The following is a 23803-nucleotide window of genomic DNA, read 5'->3' on the forward strand; positions in this document are numbered from 1 at the left end:
GACCAATGAGAGGTGAAAGATCATATCTAAATTGAATTTAGTGAAGTTTCAAAAGGATGATTTTGAAGACTATTATCGGCTTGTTTCCAATGAAAGCGTGATGGCTCAAATCACCGAGCGTGCGATTCCGTTAGAAGAAGCGCGGTCGAATTATGAGAAGGTATTATTGAGTAACAAACGTAGTGATTTACTAGGCTCTTATAAGATCATGAGTGAGGACCAATTCCTAGGTCTTGGTCACGTCACGTTGAAAGAAGCTTACGAAGCTGAAATCGGTTATATGCTGCTGCCGCCATTTTGGGGGAGAGGATATGGAACTGAAGTGGCAAGAATGCTGATCGAGCTTGCTGAACAAACAGATGTGAAAAAGCTCATGGCGACGATTGATCCAAATAATATAGCTTCTAGAAAAATTTTGGTCAATCAGCAGTTTGTATCAGAAAAAGTTTGTGAAATAGACGGATTACCAGGTGAAATTCTGAGCAGACGTTTATCGGAATCTATTTTGGAAGAGATCGAACAATGAAAAACAAAGAGAACGTATTGAATGGGGTAGGGGTCGTCTTTTTCTTTTTATTGTTTGTCGTGAGCATGTCTCTCTTAAATGAGATGCCGCTCTTAACGATTACTGGTATCTTAGGATTAAGCGGTGTTTCGTATTTTGTTTATCGGTTTGTTTCAATACAGATTAAAAAAAGCGTAGTAAAATGAAGCTGAGATCGTTATTAAGGTTAGGGTGGTAGGATGTCTATAACGGGTATAAATCATCTTTTATTTTCGGTTTCTAACTTGGAACATTCTATTACGTTTTACAAGAACGTATTTAACGCTAAATTGTTAGTGAAAGGTAAAACAACAGCATATTTTGATCTAAATGGAATGTGGCTTGCTCTCAATGAAGAAAAGGACATTCCTCGAAATGAAATAACGCAATCCTATACACACATTGCCTTTTCGGTAGATGAAGGCGACTTCGAAGATATGGTTACTAAACTAGTCGATCTTGAAGTGACGATTTTACCTGGCCGTCCAAGAGCGAATGAAGATAAGAAATCGATTTATTTCACTGATCCAGATGGCCATAAATTTGAATTTCATTCAGGAACGATGAAGGACAGGTTAGATTATTACAGAAAAGAAAAAACACATATGGAATTCTATGATTAAAGAAAGGTGACTTGTATTTGATGACTAGCGCAGAAGCCAAAGAGATGTCCATTAAATCGCTGGAGTCCACTTACAATAAACTTTCAAATGCTTATAAAAGCATAAGCGAAAAAGGTTCAAATACGACGCTCGTCTTAAAGAGACTTAACGCCGTAGAAATCGGTATAAAAAGTTTAAAAGACAATTGGAACAGTGAGGGGTTCTTTTATGACGAAGAACCAATAAGGAATTCTAAAGAAGTTCTAGAAGGCATTATTCCATCTATTGAAAAACAGATTGAACGAGCAAAAAAAGGTAGTGCGCAAAAAACAATAAATGAGCGCCGTTTAACTGCGCTAAAACTAGCAATCGAATCATTGGAGCAACGTCTAAACTAAACCGTCCCTTAACCGTTTTAGAAAAAAGAGCTAAAAACCTATAAAAAAATAACGATCAGAGGCATTTGGCCCGCTGACCGTTATTTTTGCGATTTTACGGTATATGTTTCATTTACTCAAGCGCATTATTCTCGATGATAGCATCTGATAAGCGCAGTTGCTCCGCTGACTTCTCAATTTGTTCCTCACACTTACTATGGGAAACTGCCTTTTCCGAAGAGACAGAGTAACATGTTCCCTCTCCAGACGCTTCCGTTAAATTTGCTTTGTAATAAAGGTCTTGATAGCGGAACGATCCATCTCTGAAAACGGTCATGTTTTCTTTGTCATCGAGAAGTGAATTTCCAAGCATGAATGTTGGTTCGATGTCTAATACATCCAGAATGGTAGGTGCAATATCGATCTGTCCTCCGTTTCCTTCCATCACTTTTCCACCGTCTGCATTTGGCAGCTTGATGAATAATGGAACTTGTCGGTCGAGTTCGAACGCATCGACATCGTTCTCAACGTTTGCTTCTTCTGCCATTTCATCGCCTGGCATCGTTAGCCCGCTGTCGTGATCTCCATAAAAGATGACGAGTGCATCGTTCCACATATTCTTCTGCTTCAGCTCCTCGATCATCACCCCAACTGCTTTATCAACAAAATGAACCGTCTGATAATACTTCTTCAGCTGCTCGTCTTTATAGCCTTCAAGGTTAAGTTCTCGCTTCTCTTTTGGAATATCGTAAGGCGTATGACTCGAAAGAGCGACCATGAAAGCGAAAAAAGGCTTTTTCAACTTTTCCATCTTATCGATCGATGAGGTGAAGAAGGTCTGGTCGTTCAACGCCATCCCCACTTTATCACCGTCTGGATAATCTTTCTCACTGTAAAAGTGATCAAATCCAACGTTCTCATACACATCATCCCTGTTCCAAAATCCTTCCTTAAAGGCATGCATCGCTGCCGTTTCATAGCCGTAGTTCTTAAGAAGGTCAGGGAGCGCTTTGTATTCGTTCGTTGGAAAGCGCGTGTAAACGGACCCTGATTTCAGCGGGTAAAGTGATGTTATTGTCGTGAACTCAGAATCCGATGTTCGCCCTTCATGGGTTTGGTGATAGAAAGATGGAAAGTACATTGATTCTTTTTTCAACTCGTTTAGATTCGGTGTTAACACTTGGTCGTTCACGAATTGGTCGATGACAGAATCCTGAAACGATTCGAGCTGCACAAGGATGATGTTTGGCTTATCAGTTACCTTCTTAGGGTCTGTCTCTTTGTTGAGAGACTTTTTAATATCTGATTTCACTTCGCTCGAAACGTTCGGTTCGTCGTCGATTTGCCGCTTTACTTCAGTAACAACATCCAGTCCATGATAGCCCCAGAACCCAAGCTGGTAATACTCGCGCATGTTCGAAATCGATTCATCCATCAGCCATTTTTCTTTATTAACGAAACTCATAACGAGCGGTGTCGCAAAAATAACGATTGCCGCGGATAACGAAAGGCCAGCGATCAAGCGCTTTTTCTTTTTTGGTAGTGGATTATCTTTATGACGTAATAGAAAAATTACGACTCCAAAGATGATGAGATCAGTGAAGATGAGAAAATCCTTCACCATGATGAGCTCCATAAATGCACCACCAACGTCACTCATCTGAAGCATCTGTGAGATCAACGCGACCGACAACAGGTCGTCGAAGTAGCGGTAGTACCAGAGGTCAGAGAGAATGAGCGTACTATGTAAAAAGAGAAGGATGAAGAGAATCCATCGTCTTTTTTTGGGTTTTAACAACAGTGTCCAGAACGAGATCATCACCATGCCTGCTACATTCACAAGGAGGAAATCAAACTGAAACGCTGTGTTTGTATATAAACTAAATAGAAACAATTTTAAAAGTGATAGTATGAGATAAATCCAATAATCGAGCGTTTCCATTTAAACACCTCCTATAATTAGTCCTTGTACTAAGTTATCTCCTAAATTTCCTTTTTTAGTTAACTAGGAAACATTCGGATGTGCTTACAGAAAAGCATACGAGATTGTAGAAGGAGTATGGGTGAAGATGAGAAATAGTAGTAGTGAGACTTGAAGAGATGCACGATCTAAAAAGGAGTGTGTTCAAATGGATGGTAGAAGTCGAAAAGTAGATGGTTTTCTTAAGAAAGCGAAGCAGTGGAAAGAAGAATTTGAAACGTTGCGAGAGATCATTTTAGACTGCGACTTAACAGAAGACATGAAATGGATGCACCCTTGCTACATGTATGATGATAAGAACATTGTGCTGATCCACGGATTCAATGAGTACTGCGCGATCCTTTTTCACAAAGGTGCGTTACTTAAGGATCCTCATGGCATCCTCATTCAGCAGACGGAAAATGTGCAGGCTGCACGTCAGGTTCGGTTTACGAACGTGAACGAAATTGTAGAATTAGCGCCGATACTGAAAGACTATATTAAGGAAGCGATCGAGGTGGAGAAAGCAGGGTTGAAGGTTGAAATGAACAAAGATATTCAAATTCCTGAAGAGCTTCAGCAAAAATTTAATGAGAGTCCACAATTGAAAAAAGCGTTCGAAGAACTGACGCCAGGACGTCAGCGCGCGTATGGCTTTTACTTTTCAAAAGCGAAACAATCGAAGACAAGGGTTTCTCGCATTGAGAAATATGTGCCACATATTCTTGAAGGAAAAGGATTGAATGATTGATTCATTCATTTCCTTTTTTCTGGGTAATTCGGTAAAATCTGAAACTTTTCTTGTTCTAGTCCGTAGAAAAGGTAAGGCAATTACATAGATTGCAAACCAAGAGAGGATGATGAACGGGATATGATGGAATTTATCGGACTGATTATTTCAGCGGTCATTTTGTTTTTCTTATTGATCGCAGCCGGAATCGGCTTTTTTATTTTCAAAAAGCGGTATAAGACGGCAAGCTCCAATCAAGCGCTGATTATCACGGGGCCAAAACTTGGAGATGCAGAAAAAGACAATCGCATTTTCGTCGATGACAACGGCAGAAGCATGAAGATCGTGCGAGGTGGCGGTATTCGCCTCAAGATGTTCCAAACGAGTACGCCGATCGACCTTACGTCGTTCCAGCTCGAGATCGCTTCACCAAAAGCATACACGTCTGAAGGGGTACCGATTAAAGCGACGAGTGTTGCGGAGATCAGTATCGGAAGCAAGCTCGAGATCGTTGCGAACTATGCAGAGAAATTTCTCGGTAAGGAACAGAAGGAAAAAGAACGTGAGCTGAAGGAAGTTCTAGAAGGTCACCTTCGTGCGATCATTTCTTCCCTTACCGTCGATGAAATCTACAAAGATTTTAATTCAGTAAACAAAAAGGTTAAAAATATCGCAGAAGAAGATTTGAAGAACCTAGGTTTTGAGATCACATCGTTCGCGCTTAAAGAGTTAAAAGATGATGACGAAGAGAACGGCTATCTTGAAGCGCTAGGACGTCCAAGAATCGCAGAAGCACGTAAAGATGCGGACATTGCTGAAGCGAACGCGAGACGTGAAACGCGTATGCATAAAGCAAAAACAGACCAAGAAGCAGAAGAAGATGAGATCAGACGTCAGATCGACATCGCGCAATCTCAAAAAGATAAAGATGTGAAAGAAGCGGAATATAAAGCAGAGGTTGAACGTGGACGTGCGCGTTCTGAGCAGTCTTACAACCTCGAGCAAGCTACGCTTAACCAGAAGGTAAAAGAAGAAGAGATGCAGGTTCAATACATCGAGCGTAAGCGTCAGGTTGAACTAGAGCTTGAGGAACAGAAGCGTAGACGAGCACAAGCTGATGCGGACGCATACGATATCCGTGCGAGAGCAGAGGCGGAAGCTGAGAAAGATCGGATCGATGGTGAGACAAAAGCAGAAATCGAGAAGCAAAAAGGGCTTGCAGAAGCTGAGGTTATTCGCGAACGTGGTAAAGCCGAAGCGGAAGCAAAAGAACTGATGGCTCAGGCGATGGAGAAATACGGAGAAGCAGCAATCATCGAAATGGTCGTCGAAATGCTGCCGAAGTATGCGCATGAAATTTCTCAGCCGCTTTCTCAAATTTCAGACATGAAAGTGATCGATATGGGCGGAGGAAGTAGCAATGGCTCTGCGAAGATCACAGATAACGTAACGAAAACGATGACGGGACTTCAAGCGAGTCTTAAAGAGTCGACAGGTATGGACTTAAAAGCAATGCTTGAAAGCTTTGTATCGAGAGGAAACTATAATAGTTTCTCTTCAGAGGAGAAGAAGTCTGAAGCTGAAGAAACGGAAGAAGCTAGAGACGCTGAAGATGCTGAAGCGCACGAACGTGAGCAAAAGCAGTATGAAAGTGAAGTCGCTTCTGCGTATGAAGAAGAATTAGAGAAAGAACAGAAAGAGTAACAGTAAGCGCGTCGAATTCGTTCGGCGCTCTTTCTTTATACATGCGACCAACATTAAGATAATCGTTACGATCGATAAGGAGAGTGTATATCTATCAAAAGTCTCTTAAGTAGCGGATTATTCATTATCACTTTTATTGTGGTGACGACCTTAGAATCTTTAACGCCTTTATACAACATGTTGCTTTGTTGTGTGTTACTGTATGTGATCTATCAAAGTGATGAGAAGTTATCTCCATGAAAAGTAAATGTCATAGCTAATGCTATGTAAGTTGATCGTCTTTCGATAACAGTATTGCGGCATATGGAATAGTTTGGAATAATTAGGAGTAGAGTATGTTTTACGCCTTAGGAGGAACGTTGAGCAGAATGAACACAGACGAAAAGATTCTAGAAGAATTGAAAGAAATAAACCATCGATTAGGGAAGATGGAAGAGGCAAGTGAAGAACAACCATCAAACCTTGTTTTTAGTATGATAAAGTCGCTGTTGACCGGTCTATTGTTCGGTGGTGTGATTGCTGTAGGATTTGGATTGGTTCAAATCATCGCAAGTTGGATCATGTAACGTTTTTTAAAAGGGGAAATTCATAAATGAATTACGAATTTATCGTGATGACACAAAATCAAGCTGAGGAAATCGCGCGCAACTGGCACTATGATGGGCAGTACGCCTTTTATGATATGGAAGCAGATGAAGAGGATCTTGCTGAATTCCTTGATCCAAATGCGCGGGGAGAATCGATGTACGCTGTGACGAATAACGATGAACTGATCGGGTTCTTTAGTGCGAACGAGATTGCTGACACGATCGACATCGGATTAGGGATGAGGCCAGACCTTACTGGAAGAGGACATGGAAAAGCGTTTTTGGAGGCTGGCATTTCTTACGTAAAATCTACATATGAACCAAAATACATCACGCTTGCTGTAGCGACCTTTAATCAGCGAGCGATTTCGTTGTATCGAAAGCTAGGCTTTCAAGATGTAGAAACGTACATGCAGGATACGAATGGGAGTACATATGAATTTTTGAAGATGCGTTATGAGTGCTGAGGCTAACGGTGGAAACACTTTACAGTATTAGAGCAGCCCAGCGGATAGTTCAGTGTACGACAACGGTTTTGGAACTCAAGATTGAAAGGAGACTGTTTTTGTATGACGATAAGTAAGAACCGTAACTATACAATTTTCTTCCTCATGCTCGCACCTGCCTTCATCGCAGGTGGTATGGCATTAAGTGACATTGTTCCTTTCTCATCTGTGATCGGTTGGCTATTGGCACTCGCGAGTCAGGTCACTGCGATCGTCTTCGCAGTTAGACGAAATCGAATCCATCGCACTAATCAGAACTTGCCTTGTTAGGGAAGTTCTTTTTATTTGCATCAATATAGTCGTAAAGCCCTTAACCTTTCGCATAGGCTGATAGTAATAGCGTATCGATGAAGGGTGGGAATTTTATTGAAAAGTGGACTACCTTTATTAACTTGCGGAAAAACGTTCGCTCCGGATTTGCCAGAACAGCTTGATCGAAGTGAGCCTCCGATCACCATTGCCGAGGTTTTCGTCGATTCGAAATCGATACAAACCCCTTGTGTGCTAACAAAGTATTCAGAGTTTATCCAGTTTACGCTATTCGGATTGAATCCGAAGCTGCGTATTTGTTACCGACTGATTAGAGTAGGGGTTAGAGACGCACAAATTTTACAAGAATGGGAGTTTCTATACGATGCTACCGATCGAGTGGGGTTCGGAAATATAAATGCGATACAACCGACGGTTCTCAATAACTGTGATTGCTTGAAGAAGGGAAGAAGGAAGCTCGTATATCACATTCAAATCATTGAGATTGAGACGAATGGCGTTCGGAGCTATCGTCTTCAAAATCAAAGCTTTACTGCGACTGCCATCACAGGTGAGTCTCAGCATGAAAGGAAGGGAGCTCGATGAGAAAAAAGCGTCCTTCAGTTGTTAAGTCGTATAAGCCTGTCCCAAACGTGAAGTCCGAAGAGCAACGATACGTAAACCCTTTTATTGCTTGCGGGAAAGTATTTAATCCAGTGTTACCTTTTGAACTTTCTCAAGATGATCGACCTGTACCATTAACGCGTGTATCGATCACTGTGAAGAGTTCGCTACCTACAAATGTTCTTATTAATTTCTCTTGTTTTATCACATCAGCTCTAAGAGAAGCTGGGGCATTCAACAACCTTGTGTTTCGTCTGGTCCGTGAATGTTCCTCAATGAAAGTACCGTTAAGAGAGTATTCGTTTCAAAGGCAGCTGCCATCTCCTACTGATATAAAGGAGCCGCTCGTCTACAATTTTTGTGATGAGAATCCGCCGATGAGGACGTGTACGTATACACTTTTTCTTGTAAAAGCAAATGTATCGAAATCATCCTTTTACGATATTACGAACAAGAGCATGACGGGACTCGTTTTTCCTGCCCCGATTAAAAGGGAGGATGAAAGGATATGAAGGAATTTGGCATTCCAACATTAGCGTGCGGTGAGATTCTTAATAAAAAAATTCCTTCTGAGCTCTCGAGAAAAAATCCACCGATCACGCTCGCAAAAGTTGTGGTGAATCCTCGCACCGTTTCGTCTCCTTGCGTGCTATTGAATTATTCGTTGAATATAAGGTTCGTTACTGAGGGTATTGAGCCTATTATTAGCCTCCGTTTCCAGTTGGTAAGAACACCGAAAGCCACAAAGAAGACGACCGTACTCGAAGAATGGCAGTTCGAAGGTGCTGAAATTATTCCGACTGATGTTCCGAGTACGAAGACGATCGAACCGATTGTCTTTAACAACTGCGATTGCAATCATTTTTCTAGTCCAGTTATGTATCGCATGCAGCTCGTTGAAATCGTGACGAATAACGTGCGTTTTGTGATCGATGATGAGGAGTTTTCAGCCATTGTGATGAGTGGAATGGATCAACGCTAGCGTAAAGGATATGGATATCCGCGAATATCAAATTATATCCGCTAAAACGAGTTTTTATCCGCGAAACGAAATTCCCTACTATATTCAATACGAATGAAGGCACCTATTTAGGTGCCTTCACTTTATGAAATCTTACCATTTACAGTAAGCAGTACCAACGATGATCAACAAAATGAACAATACCACGATCAACGCGAAGTTTTTGTTGTATCCTGACATGAATATCCCTCCCAAATCCTAAATAAGAGGAAATTCCCTCTCTTACTACTAGATTATGTAGAAGTTTGAAAGATGTGAAGACAAGCTAAAACTAGTTTTATAAAAAAAAGAAACCTCTCGGATCCTGATCCGGGAGGTGAGGGGTGCGACGAATAGGTCTATCTAATCTACTAAAGGCTACTTCTAGATTACCAGAAGAAAGGTCCGTAGCTAAAAGCAGCGATCGAAGCGAATGCTACTGCGATAAGAGCAGCACCGAAGAAAAAGTAGCTTCCATACCCTGGACCACTGTCTCCGCCGTCTAATGGACGAAGGTAGACGTGGTTGTTGTCGCAGTGATCAACATATCCGCGATGTACTTTTCCATCATGACAGCGAATTTCTACGCATCTGCCAACGTTACTACCGAAATGATCTTGATAAGACATAATTTCACCTCTTCTATAATTCGTAGTATTCGGTACTAGTTTATGTAACCAAGCCATCATTCGCATGGACGGGTAGCCGGTATTCAATTAAAAATATAAATTTGCTGAGTGCCCGAACAAACCATTCACCCATTTCATACGCTGTAAAGAAATGAAAAGGGGGGAATCAGAATGAGTGAAAAGTGTGATGTTCAAGGAGCTTACAGAGGTGGAGCTGGAAAAGGCTTTGCTTTGATCGTTGTATTGTTTATCCTTCTAATCATCGTAGGTGCAGCTGCACTTGGCGGTGCTTATGGATGTAACAATGTAGCGCCTGCATATGGAAAAGGCTGCGGATACGGTGGCGGATACGGCTACTAATCGCCGGAAGAATCGGACCAAACATACAAAAAGGTCCGTACAAAAAGAGGGTGCCAGTGGCGCCCTCTTTTTATATAAAAAAACCTTGAATTCAAATATCTTTAGTTTGAGTTTTTCGGAATAGGGAATTTATCAAAGTATTCGGTACCTAGGAGGAGTAAAAATGATTTCAGATCTTGATCTGATCACGCGCATCATGAATAAGGAGAAGGACGCACTAACACTCCTCTATGATCAATATGATACCCATCTCTATCGAATCGCCGTAAACATGGGATTCGATGAAGCGGTAATCGAGGCAACGATAACAGATTTTTATCGAACGATATGGAGATCGCCTGATATCCTTTTGAGTAAGAAAACACTTTCTTACACCATGACCCATCTTTACATAGAGATTTGTTTAAAAAGAGATAAAAACAAAAAAGCAATTACTGTTTAAAGGCATAAACTATAACTTTAATCCACTCCTGCTCTTAAACCTTCTCAGCAAGATATGCGATTCCACTCTTGTAATTCCCTCAAGTGCATATAATTCATTGTTTACAAACGACTCCAATTCAATGAAATCCTGTACAAGTACGTGCATATGAAGGGTGCTTGGTCCAGTCATCTGGTAACAGCTCGCAACATATGGATTGTTTGCCAGGTTTTCTGCCACCTCAACGAGCGCCCTCGGTTCACAATCCACCTCGAAAAAGGCTGACACCCCTTTACCTACTTTTTCACTGTTTACCACACATGAAAATTTCTCGATCACCCCACATTCCATAAGCTGATTCACACGAGACCTCACCGAGACCCGGGAGAGGTCTAATTCTTTTCCGATGTCCGCGTAAGACATACGGCCATCCGCTACGAGCAGTTCGATGATTCGCTTATCGATGTCATCGATCTTGAGCTTACCGTCCTCTTTCATCGTTTCACATCCTAACTCGATTTTTGTAACGACCATTTTATAAAAAAGGATTCAATTTTCAAAACATTTCATCTATAATTGGGAGTATCCGTTTGTTAATTAAAATAACATATTTGATTAACAAAAAGTATAGATATATGAACAACTATAATCAAATTGAAAATAAGTGAATGAGCAAACAGAGAATGAAAGGAGCTTATTAACGATGACTACCGACTATCTTCACCATCCTTATACATCTCAACGAATGACGACCGTCGCCAACAAAGGCATGGTCGCAACGTCTCAGCCACTTGCAGCTCAAGCGGGTCTGGATATTTTGAAAAAAGGGGGCAATGCGATCGATGCTGCGATTGCAACGGCTGCAACGCTTACTGTTGTTGAACCGACATCGAACGGAATCGGTGGTGACGCTTTTGCGCTTGTTTGGACGAAAGGAAAACTTTACGGTCTGAACGGGAGCGGTCCTGCGCCAGCATCGATTTCAATCGATTCCTTAAAAAGTAGAGGCTATGATGAAATTCCAAAGTATGGATGGATGCCTGTCACCGTTCCGGGAGCTCCGGGAACATGGGCTGAGCTATCTCGCGAGTTCGGAAAGCTCTCTCTTAAAGAGACGCTCGAACCTGCAGTACGCTATGCAGAAGAAGGATATCCGTTATCACCGGTATTAGCGAAGTTCTGGAAGAACGCGTTCGAACAGTTTCGAGAAACGCTGACAGATAAAGAGTTCGAGCATTGGTTCGAAACGTTTGCACCGAATGGTAGAGCACCTGAAGTAGGTGATGTGTGGAGGTCTCAAGGTCACGCAGACACTTTAAGAAAAATTGGCGAAACGAACGCGGAATCGTTTTATAAAGGTGAACTTGCTGATAAGATCGCATCTTTTTCAAAAAAATATGATGGATACCTCACGAAGGATGATCTCGCTTCATATAAACCAGAGTGGATTGACCCGATTTCTGTTAACTATAAGGGCTATGATGTGTGGGAGATCCCTCCAAACGGCCAAGGGTTGATCGCACTATCTGCACTTAATATCTTGAACGGATTCGAGTTCAATCATAAAGACTCGGTGGAAACATACCATAAGCAGATCGAAGCGCTGAAGCTTGGATTTGCAGATGGACAGAAATATATCACAGAACAACGTGAAATGTCGGTTTCAGTTCAAGGGTTGTTATCAAAGAAGTATGGTGATGAACGTAGGAAGCTCATCAATGACGAAGCGCTGATGCCAGCACCAGGAGAGCCGCCAAAAGGAGGAACGGTTTATTTATCGACGGCTGATTCAGAAGGCAATATGGTGTCCTTCATTCAAAGTAACTATATGGGCTTCGGTTCAGGGTTGGTCGTACCAGGTACAGGAATTGCTCTGCAAAATCGTGGGCATAATTTTTCTATGGATCAAGAGCACGACAACGCGCTTAAAGGCGGTAAGCGTACGTACCACACGATTATCCCAGGATTTCTTACGAAGGATGGGAATGCCGTCGGACCGTTTGGTGTCATGGGTGGCTTTATGCAGCCGCAAGGTCATGTACAGGTCGTTTCAAATCTACTCGACTTTCATTTAAATCCACAGGCTGCACTCGATGCCCCGAGGTGGCAATGGACAGAAGGGAAGAAGGTATGGGTTGAATCTACATTCCCACCATACCTTGCGGAATCACTAAGAAGAAAAGGGCACGAGATCGACGTTCAGCTCGAAAAAGGTGCGTTTGGAAGAGGGCAAATTATTTGGCGCGACCACCAAACTGGTACACTGTACGGTGGAACCGAATCTCGAACAGATGGTTCAATCGCAGCTTACTAACGCGAGAAGTAGAAAGGTGGTACTTCATGAAACAGTGGCAGCTATTCCTAGCCTTTTTTAGAGTGGGGATGCTTGGATATGGAGGCGGGCCATCTTCTATTCCTCTTGTGCATAAAGAAGTGGTCGAAAAGTATAAATGGCTTAGTGATGATGAGTTTGCGGATATTCTAGCTCTAGGTAATTCGCTACCTGGGCCGATCGCAACGAAGATGGCCGGCTACATCGGTCACCGCGTTGCCGGAATCACCGGAATGATGAATGCCGTTCTGGCAACGATCGTACCAACGATCACGATCATGATCGTCCTCTTAACCTTTTTGTCCAGTTTCCGTGACAAAGCCTGGGTTGAGGGAATGACGCAGGCGGTTGTTCCTGTTGTCGGTGTGATGCTTGCCGTATTAACGTATGACTTCTTTCGTAAAGCACAGGGGAAATTGGGGTGGGTCCTTACGTTAGTGATGACGTTCGTTTCGTTTGTAGTAATTGAAATCGCAGGCGTTCACCCTGGACTCGTCATCGGAGTGTTGTTGCTTTATGCGCTTCTTAAGCCTTCAAAGAAGGATGAAGAAGGAGGGGATGAGTCATGATTTATTGGGAAATCTTCGTCGCCTTTTTCATACCAGGGATTCTTGGCTATGGTGGAGGCCCTGCTTCGATCCCTCTCGTCGAAAATGAAGTAGTCGGACGCTTCGGTTGGATGAGTGTGAACGAGTTCAGTGAGATGCTCGCGATGGCGAACGCGTTACCCGGGCCAATCGCGACAAAGATGGCAGGTTATATCGGTTTTCAACAGGGAGGCGTTCTCGGTGCGTTCGTAGGCGTATTCGCGACGGTTGCTCCGTCGCTCATCTTAATGGTCGTCTTATTGAGCATCCTCTATAAATTTAAGGATTCACCGAAGGTCAAGCTGATGACAGCGCTCATCAGACCTACGATTGCCATCCTACTCGGCGTTATGGCGTTTCAATTCTTTGCAAGCTCTTACGAAGGAGCGGGCTTCTTGCAAACGATCTTTCTCATCGCCGCCAGCTTCATACTGATGGAACGGATGAAGGTACACCCTGCCTTCGTAATCGTGGGCTCCCTTGTATATGGCGCCGTGTTCTTAGGGTGACAGGTACCACCCGGTTTTAGTCAAAGAATGTCGGATTGAAGGAGGTTCTCATCTTGAGAGCCTCCATATTTGTTTCTATCGTCTCTTTTTCAATACTACTCAATTTCTAGTTGAGTTATGTAACGTCTATCACTCAAGCAGAAGTTGATAGGCAGACCTCTATGAAAACGATACGATGAATCTATACTAATCAAAGAGGTGATTCATATGTTCGACATGAAGAAGGTAGGAAAGCAAATTGCGTTTTTAAGGAAAGAAAGCAACATAACTCAGATGGCACTAGCAGACAGGTTAGGAGTAAGTTACCAAGCGATCAGTAACTGGGAGCGAGGGCTAACGATGCCTGATATCTCAAAACTTCCTGAGCTGGCTAGTGAGTTTGGTGTTACAATCGATCACATTTTGCAAGGGGATATTGGAACGGAACTAGTTAAGACTATTGCTGAAAGTGACACCCTCATCATACACTCGGTGGAAAAAGAAGAGTTGTTGAATGCAGCACCTCTTCTTACGACAGATCAAGCAGAGAGTGTGTATCAGCAGCTAAACAGTGAATTTTCAATAGATGATATCTCTCATATCGCCCCTTATATTAGCCAGGCGTCTATCGATACGCTCGTAAAGAAGCATATGGAATCTAGTGGTCTTGAAGGGTTGTCTTCTGTTGCGCCTTATTTAAGTGATGAAACGATTGATTACATTGCCGTAAAGGGTTTTGAACAGGATGGTCTTCATTCGATCACTTCAATCGTCCCATTTGTAAGCCTGGAGATTCTTGAGGAATTAGCAGGGAAAGAACTTGAGCATAAAGGGATAAAGACATTATCATCGGTCGCCGCATTTTTAAACAAAGAGTTTATCGACGAGTGTGCTAGAAGGGAATACGAATTACGCGGCGTACAACACTTACCGGCACTCGCACCATTTATGAGTGAAGCAGCTTTGAGTGAGCTTGCGAAGAGGAGTGTTGAAATAAATGGAGTGGACTCCATCACAGCAATCGCCCCATTCTTGAAGAAAGAGCTGTTAAATCGTATTGCGTTAGAAGCTATAGCGAATGGAGGCTTAAAAGAAGTGAATGCGATCATGCCATTCATCGACCTAACTGCCATCGAGGAACGAATGAGGAAGTAGTGGTGACAGGTACCACCCGGTTTAGCTCGATTGGTGTCGACTAGTTTTATTGCCCTGTGCATTAGCACAGGGTAATTTTTTGAGTTTGGTAGATTGCTAATGGTTACTTCCTATTTTATTCATAAAAGAATCCTTGATTATGGTAAAATGTGGTTGAAAGATAAACTGAACTTATAGGTGATGAAGATGGCGATCATACAAAAATCTGATGTAGGGAACACACCGTTCCAAAAGCTTCTAGGACATAATCCTGATGTGATGAAGGCATGGTCAGCGTTAGGAGATGAACTTGAAAACGATGGTGTCCTTACTTCAACGTTAAAAGAACAAGTAAGAAGAACGTTGGCTCAACAGAATGGCTGCGAATATTGTAAAGCGAAAGGGAAACCAGATCCATCCCTTTTCGATGAGAAAACCTCTCTTGCGGCCGGCTTTGCTGAAGTATACTTAAAACAAAACGGAGATGTGTCTTCCTCCATAATCAATGTATTAAAGGAGTCTTTTTCTGAGGAAGAGATAAGCGAGCTCTTCGCGTTTATCTGCTTCACCACTGCTCAACAGCACTTCGGAGCGTTAATGAAATTGCAGCCTTAAACGAAGAGTGGACAAGGTTCGCGAACTGTGGTGTGAAAACAGTGTTGCGGTCTACAAAACTATTAAAAATGAGGAAGAGACATTATGAAAAAGTATTACCTTGCTGTGACCTATGATGTTTGTGAACACAATGATTTATTTATTGATATGAATGAGTATCCTATTGATTTGCCGACAGAAATGGAAGCTCAGGTAAAGGATTTCGCGAAGCAAGATGTTGCTCCATTGGTAAGAGTGTATGAGTCAGAGACGAGTGACTTTAAAAACATCACGTTACATAGAGAATTTACGTTCAAAGAGTATGAGTGTTGTTGTGAGTCAGATAGCATGTGAGGTGAAACATGAGTGAAGATGTCTTAAAGAAAATCAGGCTTGTTCTTTTCTACATAGGATTTTTAATTATTGCGGTTTCAGTGTCTTATTTTATTGCATATCCGGTTGGGTTCGCACCTAATGGTTACGAATTGATAGAATCAACAGAAGACAAAGCGACCCTACAAACTTATACAATAATGGGAATGAAAGATGAAGAGATCACCTACCGCCCGGAAGAAGAAAATGAGTGGAAGATTACTTTCCTGAGTGAGCGAATCGATCAACTGCCACAAGACTATTTCTTTTTCTTCACATCGGTGACCGTGGCGATTTTTTGGGCAGGAATCGACTTTATTAGAAGGCGTTCCCTTAAAAGGAGCTTGCTTCAGGCAGGGGCATTTATGCTATTTCCTACTTTAACGTTGGTTGGGAGCATCAATGACATTAAGGACGTTATACAGCATTCACTCTAGGGTTCGGGTATGTGATCGATGACAAGTTAGGAGGTATACGATGGATCAAGATAAGCTTCGAGCTGCCTTGATTTTAGGTTCATTAGTAGGATTGATTGGCATCATCATGCTTTTCTTTAGTGTGGATTTCGGTACAGAGATAGCTGAGAACTGGTTAGCTGAAGAAGGAGGGGCAAATATGGAGTATTACCATATTGCTGTCCAGGGCTTTATCAACAACTTTATAGTCGCTGGAGGAATTATGTTTGCTTTTGGACTAATCGTGACATCGGTTGCTCTGTACTTCAGGTGACAGGTACCACCCGTTTTAGCTCGATTGATGTCGAACCCCGTCATGTAAGGGTTTAGCGTACGTATGTAAAATGTCCTGTATATCAATACAGGGCATTTTTGTATGCTTTAGTATGGTAGAATATGGGTTGGTGAGTGTTTGTGTTAAGGACCGTTCCAATCGTCCTATTGGAAGATTCGTCAACGGATGAAAACACATTTGCTTCACCTACAAAATAGTCGTTATACAAAACTAATGATAAGATTAACTACTAGCAACCTACAAGGGGAGAACGTTCATCCATCTTATAAGGGAGTTAGGTTGGTTACAACATATCGAAAAACGTCGTTAGGGATTAGGGAGAGATGGATGATGGGGGATCAGTTTAGTCAGTATAATGTTTGGTTGGTATCATTGTCTTTCGCAATTGCGGTCCTATCTGCTTTTACATCGTTACATATTGCGAGCCGCTTGCTAGGTTCGAAAGGGAACGATCGTATCGTTTGGGTATCGATAGGGAGTTTTACGCTGGGTGCTGGGATTTGGTCCATGCATTTTGTGGGAATGCTCGCTTATGACACCCACATGACGGTAACCTACGACCCGTTATTGATGTCCATCAGTATTCTTTTCTCCATCGTCTCAAGTGCGATCGCGTTTTACGTGATCAGTATAGAGGTTAATAAAACGAGTACCTATTTACTTGGTTCTGGTCTTATCGGAATGGGGATCATTTCGATGCACTATATTGGGATGGCTGCGATGCAGATGCCAGCAGCCATTACATACAATGGGAAGTTAGTAGCACTCTCTGTCTGTATTGCATTTATTGCTTCTTATACTGCGTTAAAACTTTTTCTTTCTTATGCTCAAGCAGCTAGTTGCAAGTGGAGGCTATGGACGAGTGCGTGCGTCATGGGAGTCGCGATCACAGGGATGCATTATACAGGGATGGCAGCGGCTTCCTTCGACGGAATGAGCGTAGCTATTCTTCCTCAAATGGATTCAAGCATCGATCAAGATACATTAGGCTATCTAGTCGTTGGTGGCGTTTTATTAATCATGGCGTTTACGGTCATCGTCATTAAATACCAGGCAAGGATTGAAGATAGCAATCATCGTTTCGCGATTATTGACCGTATGCATCGTTCGATCATTGAATCCGCGAATGATGCCGTCATAACTGCTGACCATGATGGGAACATCTTATCTTGGAATAAAGCTGCGGAGAGAATTTTTGGGTATCATTCGAAGGAAGTCATCGAGGCACCTCTTGAGAAAATCTTGCCAACTGGTTTTCAAAATGCGCACCAGGATCAGGGAGAGGGAAACGATGAACGAACAGGTCAAACCGTAGAACTAGAAGGTATACATAAATCAGGCCGCGCATTTCCGATCGAACTTTCTTTATCAACGATCAAAGATGGAGCGAATGTTTACTTTACAGGAATCATTCGAAATATCACGGAACGAATCGAAAGCCAAAAGCGAATTGAAGAGCTCGTCTATCGTGACGACTTAACGCATTTGCCAAACAGAAGGATGCTGTATGATCACTTATCTTCATGTATTGAAGAAGCAGCTGATCGTGCTCAAACCATCGCTGTTATGTTTTTAGATTTAGACCGTTTTAAGCAAATAAATGATGTTTATGGTCATCGCGTTGGAGATCATTTTTTAAAAAAGGTTGCGAGGCGAACGCAGTCTTGCCTCACTTCAAACGATTTATTAGCAAGACAAAGCGGAGATGAATTCGTGATCGTATTAACGGAAACGAGTGAGGATGAGGTTAGAAACGTTGCGAAGGAAATCATTCAAGCAATCGCTGAACCTTTCTTTATCGATAATTTAGAACTCTATACATCAACATCTGTTGGCATCAGCTTATATCCCAAGGACGGTACGGATGCGGACACGTTGTTAAAGCATGCGGATACCGCTATGTATGAAGCGAAGAAGGAAGGCGGGAATCAGTATTCCTTTTTTACGAACGAGCTCGACCAAGTGATTTCAAGGAAAATGATGATTGAAACAGGCCTTCGTAAGGCGATCGAACGAGAAGAACTGGAAGTCTATTATCAACCGCAGGTCAATGTGGCCACACAGAAGGTTATAGGATTTGAAGCACTCGTTCGCTGGAATCATCCTGTGCTCGGTCTCGTCTCACCAGGAGAATTTATTCCTCTCGCTGAAGAAGCAAACTTAATCATTCCGATGGGAGAGTGGATCCTACGGGAAGCTTGCCTTAAATTTAAGGAATGGGTAGATGACGATCATACATTGACTCATATTTCAGTGAACATTTCTGCCATCCAGTTTAAACAACCAAACTTTCCTGACATCGTCAAGGCGACTTTGAAAGAAACCAATTTAGATCCATCTTATTTGGAGCTTGAACTAACAGAAAGTAGTGTCCAAGAACCTGAACGCGCAATTCCTACCATGCATCGTTTGAAAATGATGGGCGTCAAGCTATCACTTGATGATTTTGGAACAGGTTATTCTTCTCTTAGTTATTTAAAAGATTTCCCATTAGATACATTGAAAATCGATCGATCGTTCACGCAGGCCATTCATGAGAATCAAAGGGACAAGGCAGTTGTGGAGACAATCGTGCATATGGCTCTGAAGCTTGGTTTGAATGTGATCGCGGAAGGTATTGAAACGCCTGAGCAGTTGAATAAGATCATTGAAAGTAAATGCCATGAGTATCAGGGGTATCTGTGTAGTCCGCCTTTGCCGCAGCATCAGATCGCAGCGAAGTTTATTAAAAAGGAATTGAGCTTAAACATACAAAAGGAGCCTCTCAATCAAGAGGCCTCCAGTTAATATAACGGCTGTTGGTTCTGACAAGGTGGAAAACCATTGATATCCTGAATCATCGAAAAATCGTATTGTTTCAGGGCGAATTGGGCTTGATACAAATATTCCATCACTAACACTTTACCTTGTGACGTACCGCATAACACGCCAGACGTCCCTTGGCCATTCGTTAATGAGATACCAACAGGGTGACCGATTAAATATTGAATCTTCTGATGCCAAGGCATAGGCAACACTCCTTCACATCATCTTATTGAAAGTGGAAGAATAGGTGCATGTCTAAATACAAGAAGGAGTAGCGGTCTTTTTATTGAATAAGTGGAAGTGAACCATCGTTAAAATACGTATTACATAAGGAGGAACTATGAATTTAGGAGCATTCTCGATCAGTTTAACGGTAAAAGACCTTGAGAAGTCAAAGGCATTTTATGAGAAACTTGGCTTTAGTGACATGGGCGGAGATATGTCTCATAATTACCTCATCATGAAGAATGGAAATTGCATCATCGGCTTATTTCAGGGCATGTTCGATAAGAATATCCTCACGTTCAATCCAGGATGGGATGAAAATGCGGAGAACTTGGATTCCTTCACGGATATCCGCGAGTTGCAGAAGCATCTGAAAGAAAGCGGCATCGAATTGATTTCTGAAGCGGATGAATCTGGTGAAGGTCCTGCAAGCATCACCCTCGAAGATCCTGATGGAAATCCAATTCTTCTCGATCAGCATCGATAAATTCTAAGCAGTTCAGAAAAGGTATATCGTACGCGGTATCCTTTGCGAACTGCTTTTCATTTGCACGTTTATTAAAAAAGCTACTCCAATAGGAGGTTGAGTAGATGGGCTTGTTATACATCGGTGCATTTTTTGCAGGGTTAGGTATTTTTTTCATTGGGATTGCCTCTCTATGGGGGGTATCGCTTTATGATAAGAATGTGCGTCGTAACTAGAATGAAAGAAGCCCCTCGCATAGGGGCTTCTTTTGCCGGAGTTACTCCTTTACATACTTATCTGTTAGTTCGATAAACTGATCGATTGCGTCGTTGATCGGTTGAAGAGACTGTTTCCAGAATTCACTTTTAGTAAGATCCTCGTTAAGAAACGTTGCGCCTAGCTCTTCGATCGACATTTTACCTGTGTGTCGAAGAAGCTCTACATACTCGTCGGAAAAACCTTCGCTCTCTTGCTTCGATTGTACGTAGATTCCGTTGCTGAAAAGGTATCCTACCGTATACGAAAGGGTGTAGAACGGCTTTTCAGGAGAGTAGTAATGTGAAATCGTCATCCAATTGTATGGATTGTATTCCGCTAACGCATGATTTGTCCAGCGCTTTTCCGTTTCAACCATAAGGTCTGAAAGCTCGTCAGCACTGAGCTTGTTTAATTTGCGCTTTTCATAAAACTGCTTTTCAAAGTCGAATGTGTAAGGGATGTTAGAGATGTATTTATTTCCATTCGTAATCTTCATTTCGAGAAGTGACAGTTGATCTTTGACTTTCTCGGCATGTTGGATGGCAGCGTCTAGAACAAGGTTTTCAGCGAACGTTGACGCGCTCTCGGCAAGGGCAGAACCGGTTTCTTGTGAAAATGCCTCTTCCTTTTGTAGGATCGAGTTGTGATAAGCATGCCCGAGTTCGTGTGCTAGCGTTACGACATCTTGATAATCACCGTTAAAAGAAAGCAGGATACGACTTTGATCCTCTAGCGGCATTGTGGCACAGAATGCACCAAAATTCTTTGTCTTCCTCTTCTCGGAATCGATCCACTGTTCATCAAACGCACGCTCTGCGAACCTCCCCATATCCTCACTAAACAGATGAAACTGCTTTTTCACGATTTCTGCCGCTTGTTCATAGTCGATGCTTGCTTTCGAAGAAAAGTACGGGACGTCTATATCGTAGTAACTGAGTTTCTCAAGGCCCATAAGCTCCGCTTTTCTTTGTAAAAAACGCTGTTCCTTCTCATTGTGTTCTCGAAGAGCATTCATCATGCTTGTGATCGCTTCTTCGCCGATCCGATTCTTTTCATAGAATTCAGCTTGCGTCTTTTCGTAGCCTTTTAAAGCGTATGTATCGAGGCGAAACCCAGCAAAGTGATTGAAGATCGACGCAAAGGTATCTTTTTGTTGCTCGAACACCTCACGGATCGCTTTACTAGCAGATTCCCTTTTGTCCCGGTTTTGATCAAAATGAGATTGGATGAATGCTTCGTATAGTGATAGATTCTTCGTTTCATCTCCTTCAGAAAGAGGCACTTCTAGCTTGTATAAAAGCTGTTCGAAATGATCTTCCCAACCATGAATGCCGTTAATCGAGAGCGTGTTGATCGCATTTTCAATTGACTGTGGCAGCTTCTTGCTTTGTTTTTTCTGTAAAAGGTAAGGCTTAACGGATTGAAGCGAATCACATTCCAATAACTGATGCCATTCTTCTTTGTTTAGTTTCGAGAACAAGCCATCAAGCTCCGCTTTTAACTTTTTCACTTTCGTTTGAAGCTTCGTGCTTCGCTCCGTTAATTTCATTGATTCTTGATCATGTGTATCTTGTGAAGAAAGGCAAATGCAATACTCATCGATTTGAAAAGCCTTCAAGATGATGTGTTGAACCTTTTGTAAAAGCTGCTCAATCTCTTTCGTAGGGAGAGGCCAATGCATCTGATCGATTAAAACTGGTATCTCGCTCTCTAGTTCATTGAAGTGCTGGTGTAGTTTGTCTGAGTGTTTTCCACCTGGATAAATACTGTCTAAATCCCATCGTTTTGTTAATGTATGTTCCAACGATAATCCCCCTTTTTTCACTCTACGTACTAGGTTACTAGAAAAAGGAAAAAAATTCATGTATTTGAGAGAAAATTATGATAGTTTTGTATGTAGTGTAAAATGAAGGTGTGAGGTGAGAGTATGAAAGAATTTAGTCCGATTCAAAGTGCAAGATTAGCATTAAGACCATTCAAAGAGTCCGATCTCGATGAGTTCGTCGCGTACCGCGCTGATCCTGACGTCGCGCGATATCAATCGTGGGACGATTATACGAAAGAAGATGGCATCGCGTTCTTTGAAGAGATGGCGAATGCTCGTTTCGATGCACCCGGTGAGTATTATCAAATTGCATTCGAGCTCATGGAAACGAATGATTTGATCGGAGATTGCGTTGTGCATCCTTTAGCAGAAGATCCACGTCAGGTTGAGATCGGATTTACACTAGCACGCAAGTTTCAAGGAAAAGGGTATGCTTACGAAGCGTTAACAACGCTTTTAGACTATTTATTTGTAGACCTTAAGAAGCACCGCGCATTCGCTGTTTCGGATGTGAAAAATGAAGGGTCGGTAAGGTTATTAGAAAACCTCGGAATGAGAAGAGAAGGTCATTTTGTTCAAAACATCTGGTTTAAAGGTGAGTGGGGAAGCGAATATTTGTATGCGATCTTGAATAAGGAATGGAGTCGCGGAAGGAGGTAAATCATTGGATTATGTAAAAGAATTAAGAGAGCTCGTAGGTCATAGACCGCTCATCTTACCTGGGTCTGTTGTGATTATCCTTAATGATAAGGATGAACTGCTGCTTCAGCATCGAACAGATGGAGGATGGGGACTGCCTGGTGGCATTATGGAACTCGGTGAGAGTCTTGAAGAAACTGCAAGAAGAGAAGTGAAAGAAGAGACCGGATTAACGGTAGGGAGCCTGCAGCTCGTGGATGTCTTTTCGGGATCGGATTATTACCTCAAGGTTTCAAACGGTGATGAACTGTATTCGGTCACAGCGGTTTATGTAACGAGGGATGTTAAGGGTACGATTACGATGGATGAGTCGGAGTCCTTAGACATGCGCTACTTTTCCGTAGAGAATCTCCCAGATGGTTTAACGAATGAGTACCGTCATTACATCGAAACGTATGTACGGAAGAGCGGCGTATGAAGTTTGTCTTGATATTCGGACCGCAGGCCGTTGGGAAAATGACGGTCGGAGCTGAGTTAGCGAAGCTAACGGGACTGAAACTTTTTCATAACCATATGACCATCGATCCACTCGCGCCGCTATTTGGGTTCAGTTCAGAAATGTGGCGACTCTCATCATTGTTTCGCGAGGAGATATTTAAAACGTTCGCGCGCAGCGAGCAATATGGCATGATTTTTACATACGTATGGGCGTTTGATGAGAAGAAGGATTGGGATAGTGTGGAGAAGATGTGTACTATTTTTACCTCAGAAGGCGCAGAGCTATACTTCGTAGAATTAGAAGCGAATGTTGAAGAACGGTTAAAACGTAACCGTACTCCATATCGTCTTGAACAAAAGCCTACGAAAAGAAACATCGAACAATCTGAACACAACCTGCTTGAAACGTTGAAGACAAACAGGTTAAATTCGTATGAAGGTGAGATCGATCAACAGCATTATCTTCGGATCAATAATGAAAACCTGAAACCAGAAGAAGTGGCACGTATGATAAAGGAACGGTTCATGTTATAGAGA

General features: G+C 42.3%; 32 protein-coding genes and 1 pseudogene. 27 read left to right on the forward strand and 6 right to left on the reverse strand.

Annotated elements, in window-relative coordinates; genetic code table 11:
- The first annotated feature begins 22 nt into the window (after positions 1 to 22).
- The 4 genes from PFZ69_RS11845 to PFZ69_RS11860 are packed head-to-tail and all read left to right on the forward strand — an operon-like array spanning position 23 to position 1544.
- Positions 23 to 526: a GNAT family N-acetyltransferase gene (locus tag PFZ69_RS11845; RefSeq protein ID WP_270182025.1), complete on the forward strand. Its 504-nt coding sequence runs from the start codon at positions 23 to 25 to the stop codon at positions 524 to 526.
- Positions 523 to 711, forward strand: coding sequence for a hypothetical protein (locus tag PFZ69_RS11850; protein ID WP_270181290.1), 189 nt, complete (start codon positions 523 to 525; stop codon positions 709 to 711). Before PFZ69_RS11845 ends, PFZ69_RS11850 begins: the two co-directional genes overlap by 4 nt.
- Positions 712 to 744: 33 nt before the next feature.
- Positions 745 to 1167: a FosM family fosfomycin resistance protein gene (gene fosM / locus PFZ69_RS11855; protein ID WP_270181291.1), complete on the forward strand. Its 423-nt coding sequence runs from the start codon at positions 745 to 747 to the stop codon at positions 1165 to 1167.
- Positions 1168 to 1187: 20 nt separating this feature from the next.
- Complete coding sequence (locus PFZ69_RS11860; protein ID WP_270181292.1) at positions 1188 to 1544, forward strand: hypothetical protein; 357 nt, start codon at positions 1188 to 1190, stop codon at positions 1542 to 1544.
- A gap of 112 nt (positions 1545 to 1656) precedes the next feature.
- Here the strand turns inward: PFZ69_RS11860 and PFZ69_RS11865 are convergent, their stop codons facing one another.
- Positions 1657 to 3465 (reverse strand): LTA synthase family protein, encoded by a 1809-nt coding sequence (locus PFZ69_RS11865; RefSeq protein ID WP_270181293.1) that lies wholly within the window; start codon positions 3463 to 3465, stop codon positions 1657 to 1659.
- Between the two features lie 187 nt (positions 3466 to 3652).
- Here PFZ69_RS11865 and PFZ69_RS11870 point away from each other — a divergent pair, with 187 nt between their 5' ends.
- The 8 genes from PFZ69_RS11870 to PFZ69_RS11905 all read left to right on the forward strand — a co-directional run bounded on the left by PFZ69_RS11870 (position 3653) and on the right by PFZ69_RS11905 (position 8865).
- Positions 3653 to 4234, forward strand: a complete 582-nt coding sequence (locus tag PFZ69_RS11870; RefSeq protein ID WP_270181294.1) for a YdeI/OmpD-associated family protein — start codon at positions 3653 to 3655, stop codon at positions 4232 to 4234.
- A 120-nt stretch (positions 4235 to 4354) separates the two neighbouring features.
- Entirely contained in the window at positions 4355 to 5917 is a 1563-nt protein-coding gene (locus tag PFZ69_RS11875) for a flotillin family protein (protein WP_270181295.1), read from the forward strand.
- Between the two features lie 335 nt (positions 5918 to 6252).
- Positions 6253 to 6483 carry a hypothetical protein gene (locus PFZ69_RS11880; protein WP_270181296.1) on the forward strand — a complete coding sequence of 77 codons (231 nt, stop codon included), beginning with the start codon at positions 6253 to 6255 and terminating at the stop codon, positions 6481 to 6483.
- 26 nt (positions 6484 to 6509) lie between these two features.
- The gene (locus PFZ69_RS11885) at positions 6510 to 6971 is read left to right on the forward strand and encodes a GNAT family N-acetyltransferase (protein WP_270181297.1); all 462 of its coding nucleotides are present in this window, start codon (positions 6510 to 6512) and stop codon (positions 6969 to 6971) included.
- A gap of 102 nt (positions 6972 to 7073) precedes the next feature.
- Entirely contained in the window at positions 7074 to 7280 is a 207-nt protein-coding gene (locus PFZ69_RS11890; protein WP_270181298.1) for a hypothetical protein, read from the forward strand.
- A gap of 96 nt (positions 7281 to 7376) precedes the next feature.
- Positions 7377 to 7865, forward strand: coding sequence for a hypothetical protein (locus PFZ69_RS11895; RefSeq protein WP_270181299.1), 489 nt, complete (start codon positions 7377 to 7379; stop codon positions 7863 to 7865).
- Positions 7862 to 8395: a DUF4489 domain-containing protein gene (locus PFZ69_RS11900; protein WP_270181300.1), complete on the forward strand. Its 534-nt coding sequence runs from the start codon at positions 7862 to 7864 to the stop codon at positions 8393 to 8395. The genes PFZ69_RS11895 and PFZ69_RS11900 overlap by 4 nt, the downstream gene beginning before the upstream one ends.
- On the forward strand, positions 8392 to 8865 hold the full coding sequence (locus tag PFZ69_RS11905) for a DUF4489 domain-containing protein (protein ID WP_270181301.1): 474 nt from the start codon (positions 8392 to 8394) through the stop codon (positions 8863 to 8865). The genes PFZ69_RS11900 and PFZ69_RS11905 overlap by 4 nt, the downstream gene beginning before the upstream one ends.
- Before the next feature lie 132 nt (positions 8866 to 8997).
- On the opposite strand, the gene PFZ69_RS11910 is transcribed toward PFZ69_RS11905, so the two are convergent.
- Together PFZ69_RS11910 and PFZ69_RS11915 are read right to left on the reverse strand one after the other, a co-directional pair.
- Positions 8998 to 9084: a YjcZ family sporulation protein gene (locus PFZ69_RS11910; RefSeq protein WP_270182026.1), complete on the reverse strand. Its 87-nt coding sequence runs from the start codon at positions 9082 to 9084 to the stop codon at positions 8998 to 9000.
- A gap of 188 nt (positions 9085 to 9272) precedes the next feature.
- The gene (locus PFZ69_RS11915) at positions 9273 to 9512 is read right to left on the reverse strand and encodes a hypothetical protein (protein ID WP_270181302.1); all 240 of its coding nucleotides are present in this window, start codon (positions 9510 to 9512) and stop codon (positions 9273 to 9275) included.
- A gap of 207 nt (positions 9513 to 9719) precedes the next feature.
- Here PFZ69_RS11915 and PFZ69_RS21030 point away from each other — a divergent pair.
- A pseudogene (locus PFZ69_RS21030) lies at positions 9720 to 9788 on the forward strand (YjcZ family sporulation protein); the annotation flags it as partial.
- A 247-nt stretch (positions 9789 to 10035) separates the two neighbouring features.
- Positions 10036 to 10314, forward strand: a complete 279-nt coding sequence (locus tag PFZ69_RS11925; RefSeq protein ID WP_270181304.1) for a hypothetical protein — start codon at positions 10036 to 10038, stop codon at positions 10312 to 10314.
- 9 nt (positions 10315 to 10323) lie between these two features.
- On the opposite strand, the gene PFZ69_RS11930 is transcribed toward PFZ69_RS11925, so the two are convergent.
- A complete protein-coding gene (locus tag PFZ69_RS11930; RefSeq protein ID WP_270181305.1) occupies positions 10324 to 10791 on the reverse strand; it encodes an Lrp/AsnC family transcriptional regulator in 468 nt (155 codons plus the stop codon).
- A 205-nt stretch (positions 10792 to 10996) separates the two neighbouring features.
- Here PFZ69_RS11930 and PFZ69_RS11935 point away from each other — a divergent pair, with 205 nt between their 5' ends.
- The 9 genes from PFZ69_RS11935 to PFZ69_RS11975 all read left to right on the forward strand — a co-directional run bounded on the left by PFZ69_RS11935 (position 10997) and on the right by PFZ69_RS11975 (position 19337).
- Positions 10997 to 12607 (forward strand): gamma-glutamyltransferase family protein, encoded by a 1611-nt coding sequence (locus tag PFZ69_RS11935; protein ID WP_270181306.1) that lies wholly within the window; start codon positions 10997 to 10999, stop codon positions 12605 to 12607.
- 26 nt (positions 12608 to 12633) lie between these two features.
- Complete coding sequence (locus PFZ69_RS11940) at positions 12634 to 13194, forward strand: chromate transporter (RefSeq protein ID WP_270181307.1); 561 nt, start codon at positions 12634 to 12636, stop codon at positions 13192 to 13194.
- Positions 13191 to 13721, forward strand: a complete 531-nt coding sequence (locus tag PFZ69_RS11945) for a chromate transporter (protein WP_270181308.1) — start codon at positions 13191 to 13193, stop codon at positions 13719 to 13721. Before PFZ69_RS11940 ends, PFZ69_RS11945 begins: the two co-directional genes overlap by 4 nt.
- A gap of 207 nt (positions 13722 to 13928) precedes the next feature.
- Entirely contained in the window at positions 13929 to 14855 is a 927-nt protein-coding gene (locus PFZ69_RS11950) for a helix-turn-helix domain-containing protein (RefSeq protein ID WP_270181309.1), read from the forward strand.
- Positions 14856 to 15041: 186 nt separating this feature from the next.
- A complete protein-coding gene (locus PFZ69_RS11955; protein WP_270181310.1) occupies positions 15042 to 15449 on the forward strand; it encodes a carboxymuconolactone decarboxylase family protein in 408 nt (135 codons plus the stop codon).
- Positions 15450 to 15533: 84 nt separating this feature from the next.
- Positions 15534 to 15782: a hypothetical protein gene (locus tag PFZ69_RS11960; RefSeq protein ID WP_270181311.1), complete on the forward strand. Its 249-nt coding sequence runs from the start codon at positions 15534 to 15536 to the stop codon at positions 15780 to 15782.
- A gap of 8 nt (positions 15783 to 15790) precedes the next feature.
- Positions 15791 to 16237 (forward strand): hypothetical protein, encoded by a 447-nt coding sequence (locus PFZ69_RS11965; protein WP_270181312.1) that lies wholly within the window; start codon positions 15791 to 15793, stop codon positions 16235 to 16237.
- Positions 16238 to 16277: 40 nt separating this feature from the next.
- The gene (locus PFZ69_RS11970; protein ID WP_270181313.1) at positions 16278 to 16529 is read left to right on the forward strand and encodes a hypothetical protein; all 252 of its coding nucleotides are present in this window, start codon (positions 16278 to 16280) and stop codon (positions 16527 to 16529) included.
- Positions 16530 to 16877: 348 nt separating this feature from the next.
- The gene (locus PFZ69_RS11975; RefSeq protein ID WP_270181314.1) at positions 16878 to 19337 is read left to right on the forward strand and encodes a bifunctional diguanylate cyclase/phosphodiesterase; all 2460 of its coding nucleotides are present in this window, start codon (positions 16878 to 16880) and stop codon (positions 19335 to 19337) included.
- On the opposite strand, the gene PFZ69_RS11980 is transcribed toward PFZ69_RS11975, so the two are convergent.
- A complete protein-coding gene (locus tag PFZ69_RS11980) occupies positions 19334 to 19558 on the reverse strand; it encodes a hypothetical protein (RefSeq protein WP_270181315.1) in 225 nt (74 codons plus the stop codon). The two genes, PFZ69_RS11975 and PFZ69_RS11980, sit on opposite strands and share 4 nt — an antisense overlap.
- A 137-nt stretch (positions 19559 to 19695) precedes the next feature.
- Between PFZ69_RS11980 and PFZ69_RS11985 the strand changes: the two genes are divergently transcribed.
- The gene (locus PFZ69_RS11985) at positions 19696 to 20067 is read left to right on the forward strand and encodes a VOC family protein (RefSeq protein ID WP_270181316.1); all 372 of its coding nucleotides are present in this window, start codon (positions 19696 to 19698) and stop codon (positions 20065 to 20067) included.
- 256 nt (positions 20068 to 20323) lie between these two features.
- On the opposite strand, the gene PFZ69_RS11990 is transcribed toward PFZ69_RS11985, so the two are convergent.
- On the reverse strand, positions 20324 to 22108 hold the full coding sequence (locus PFZ69_RS11990) for a M3 family oligoendopeptidase (protein WP_270181317.1): 1785 nt from the start codon (positions 22106 to 22108) through the stop codon (positions 20324 to 20326).
- A gap of 123 nt (positions 22109 to 22231) precedes the next feature.
- On the opposite strand from PFZ69_RS11990, the gene PFZ69_RS11995 reads away from it, so the two are divergent.
- From PFZ69_RS11995 to PFZ69_RS12005, 3 genes are read left to right on the forward strand one after another with little or no spacing between them, the layout of a single operon-like run.
- Positions 22232 to 22789, forward strand: coding sequence for a GNAT family N-acetyltransferase (locus PFZ69_RS11995; RefSeq protein WP_270181318.1), 558 nt, complete (start codon positions 22232 to 22234; stop codon positions 22787 to 22789).
- Positions 22790 to 22793: 4 nt separating this feature from the next.
- The gene (locus tag PFZ69_RS12000) at positions 22794 to 23246 is read left to right on the forward strand and encodes an NUDIX hydrolase (RefSeq protein WP_270181319.1); all 453 of its coding nucleotides are present in this window, start codon (positions 22794 to 22796) and stop codon (positions 23244 to 23246) included.
- Positions 23243 to 23800, forward strand: a complete 558-nt coding sequence (locus PFZ69_RS12005) for an AAA family ATPase (protein WP_270181320.1) — start codon at positions 23243 to 23245, stop codon at positions 23798 to 23800. The genes PFZ69_RS12000 and PFZ69_RS12005 overlap by 4 nt, the downstream gene beginning before the upstream one ends.
- The last annotated feature ends 3 nt before the right edge of the window (positions 23801 to 23803 follow it).

Source organism: Alkalihalobacillus sp. CinArs1, assembly GCF_947387515.1.
GTDB lineage: Bacteria > Bacillota > Bacilli > Bacillales > Guptibacillaceae > Guptibacillus.

What these genes read in the sequence shown, in the direction of transcription:
- PFZ69_RS11980 (WP_270181315.1), bottom strand. Translation starts at nt 19,558, where the DNA reads ATGCCTTGGCATCAGAAGATTCAATATTTAATCGGTCACCCTGTTGGT.
- PFZ69_RS11875 (WP_270181295.1), top strand. Translation starts at nt 4,355, where the DNA reads ATGATGGAATTTATCGGACTGATTATTTCAGCGGTCATTTTGTTTTTC.
- PFZ69_RS11925 (WP_270181304.1), top strand. Translation starts at nt 10,036, where the DNA reads ATGATTTCAGATCTTGATCTGATCACGCGCATCATGAATAAGGAGAAG.
- PFZ69_RS11950 (WP_270181309.1), top strand. Translation starts at nt 13,929, where the DNA reads ATGTTCGACATGAAGAAGGTAGGAAAGCAAATTGCGTTTTTAAGGAAA.
- PFZ69_RS12005 (WP_270181320.1), top strand. Translation starts at nt 23,243, where the DNA reads ATGAAGTTTGTCTTGATATTCGGACCGCAGGCCGTTGGGAAAATGACG.
- PFZ69_RS11880 (WP_270181296.1), top strand. Translation starts at nt 6,253, where the DNA reads ATGTTTTACGCCTTAGGAGGAACGTTGAGCAGAATGAACACAGACGAA.
- PFZ69_RS11960 (WP_270181311.1), top strand. Translation starts at nt 15,534, where the DNA reads ATGAAAAAGTATTACCTTGCTGTGACCTATGATGTTTGTGAACACAAT.
- PFZ69_RS11910 (WP_270182026.1), bottom strand. Translation starts at nt 9,084, where the DNA reads ATGTCAGGATACAACAAAAACTTCGCGTTGATCGTGGTATTGTTCATT.
- fosM (WP_270181291.1), top strand. Translation starts at nt 745, where the DNA reads ATGTCTATAACGGGTATAAATCATCTTTTATTTTCGGTTTCTAACTTG.
- PFZ69_RS11870 (WP_270181294.1), top strand. Translation starts at nt 3,653, where the DNA reads ATGGATGGTAGAAGTCGAAAAGTAGATGGTTTTCTTAAGAAAGCGAAG.
- PFZ69_RS11955 (WP_270181310.1), top strand. Translation starts at nt 15,042, where the DNA reads ATGGCGATCATACAAAAATCTGATGTAGGGAACACACCGTTCCAAAAG.
- PFZ69_RS11995 (WP_270181318.1), top strand. Translation starts at nt 22,232, where the DNA reads ATGAAAGAATTTAGTCCGATTCAAAGTGCAAGATTAGCATTAAGACCA.
- PFZ69_RS11930 (WP_270181305.1), bottom strand. Translation starts at nt 10,791, where the DNA reads ATGAAAGAGGACGGTAAGCTCAAGATCGATGACATCGATAAGCGAATC.
- PFZ69_RS11865 (WP_270181293.1), bottom strand. Translation starts at nt 3,465, where the DNA reads ATGGAAACGCTCGATTATTGGATTTATCTCATACTATCACTTTTAAAA.
- PFZ69_RS11860 (WP_270181292.1), top strand. Translation starts at nt 1,188, where the DNA reads ATGACTAGCGCAGAAGCCAAAGAGATGTCCATTAAATCGCTGGAGTCC.
- PFZ69_RS11885 (WP_270181297.1), top strand. Translation starts at nt 6,510, where the DNA reads ATGAATTACGAATTTATCGTGATGACACAAAATCAAGCTGAGGAAATC.
- PFZ69_RS11985 (WP_270181316.1), top strand. Translation starts at nt 19,696, where the DNA reads ATGAATTTAGGAGCATTCTCGATCAGTTTAACGGTAAAAGACCTTGAG.
- PFZ69_RS11905 (WP_270181301.1), top strand. Translation starts at nt 8,392, where the DNA reads ATGAAGGAATTTGGCATTCCAACATTAGCGTGCGGTGAGATTCTTAAT.
- PFZ69_RS11940 (WP_270181307.1), top strand. Translation starts at nt 12,634, where the DNA reads ATGAAACAGTGGCAGCTATTCCTAGCCTTTTTTAGAGTGGGGATGCTT.
- PFZ69_RS11915 (WP_270181302.1), bottom strand. Translation starts at nt 9,512, where the DNA reads ATGTCTTATCAAGATCATTTCGGTAGTAACGTTGGCAGATGCGTAGAA.
- PFZ69_RS11935 (WP_270181306.1), top strand. Translation starts at nt 10,997, where the DNA reads ATGACTACCGACTATCTTCACCATCCTTATACATCTCAACGAATGACG.
- PFZ69_RS11890 (WP_270181298.1), top strand. Translation starts at nt 7,074, where the DNA reads ATGACGATAAGTAAGAACCGTAACTATACAATTTTCTTCCTCATGCTC.
- PFZ69_RS11850 (WP_270181290.1), top strand. Translation starts at nt 523, where the DNA reads ATGAAAAACAAAGAGAACGTATTGAATGGGGTAGGGGTCGTCTTTTTC.
- PFZ69_RS11970 (WP_270181313.1), top strand. Translation starts at nt 16,278, where the DNA reads ATGGATCAAGATAAGCTTCGAGCTGCCTTGATTTTAGGTTCATTAGTA.
- PFZ69_RS11975 (WP_270181314.1), top strand. Translation starts at nt 16,878, where the DNA reads ATGATGGGGGATCAGTTTAGTCAGTATAATGTTTGGTTGGTATCATTG.
- PFZ69_RS11965 (WP_270181312.1), top strand. Translation starts at nt 15,791, where the DNA reads ATGAGTGAAGATGTCTTAAAGAAAATCAGGCTTGTTCTTTTCTACATA.
- PFZ69_RS11900 (WP_270181300.1), top strand. Translation starts at nt 7,862, where the DNA reads ATGAGAAAAAAGCGTCCTTCAGTTGTTAAGTCGTATAAGCCTGTCCCA.
- PFZ69_RS11945 (WP_270181308.1), top strand. Translation starts at nt 13,191, where the DNA reads ATGATTTATTGGGAAATCTTCGTCGCCTTTTTCATACCAGGGATTCTT.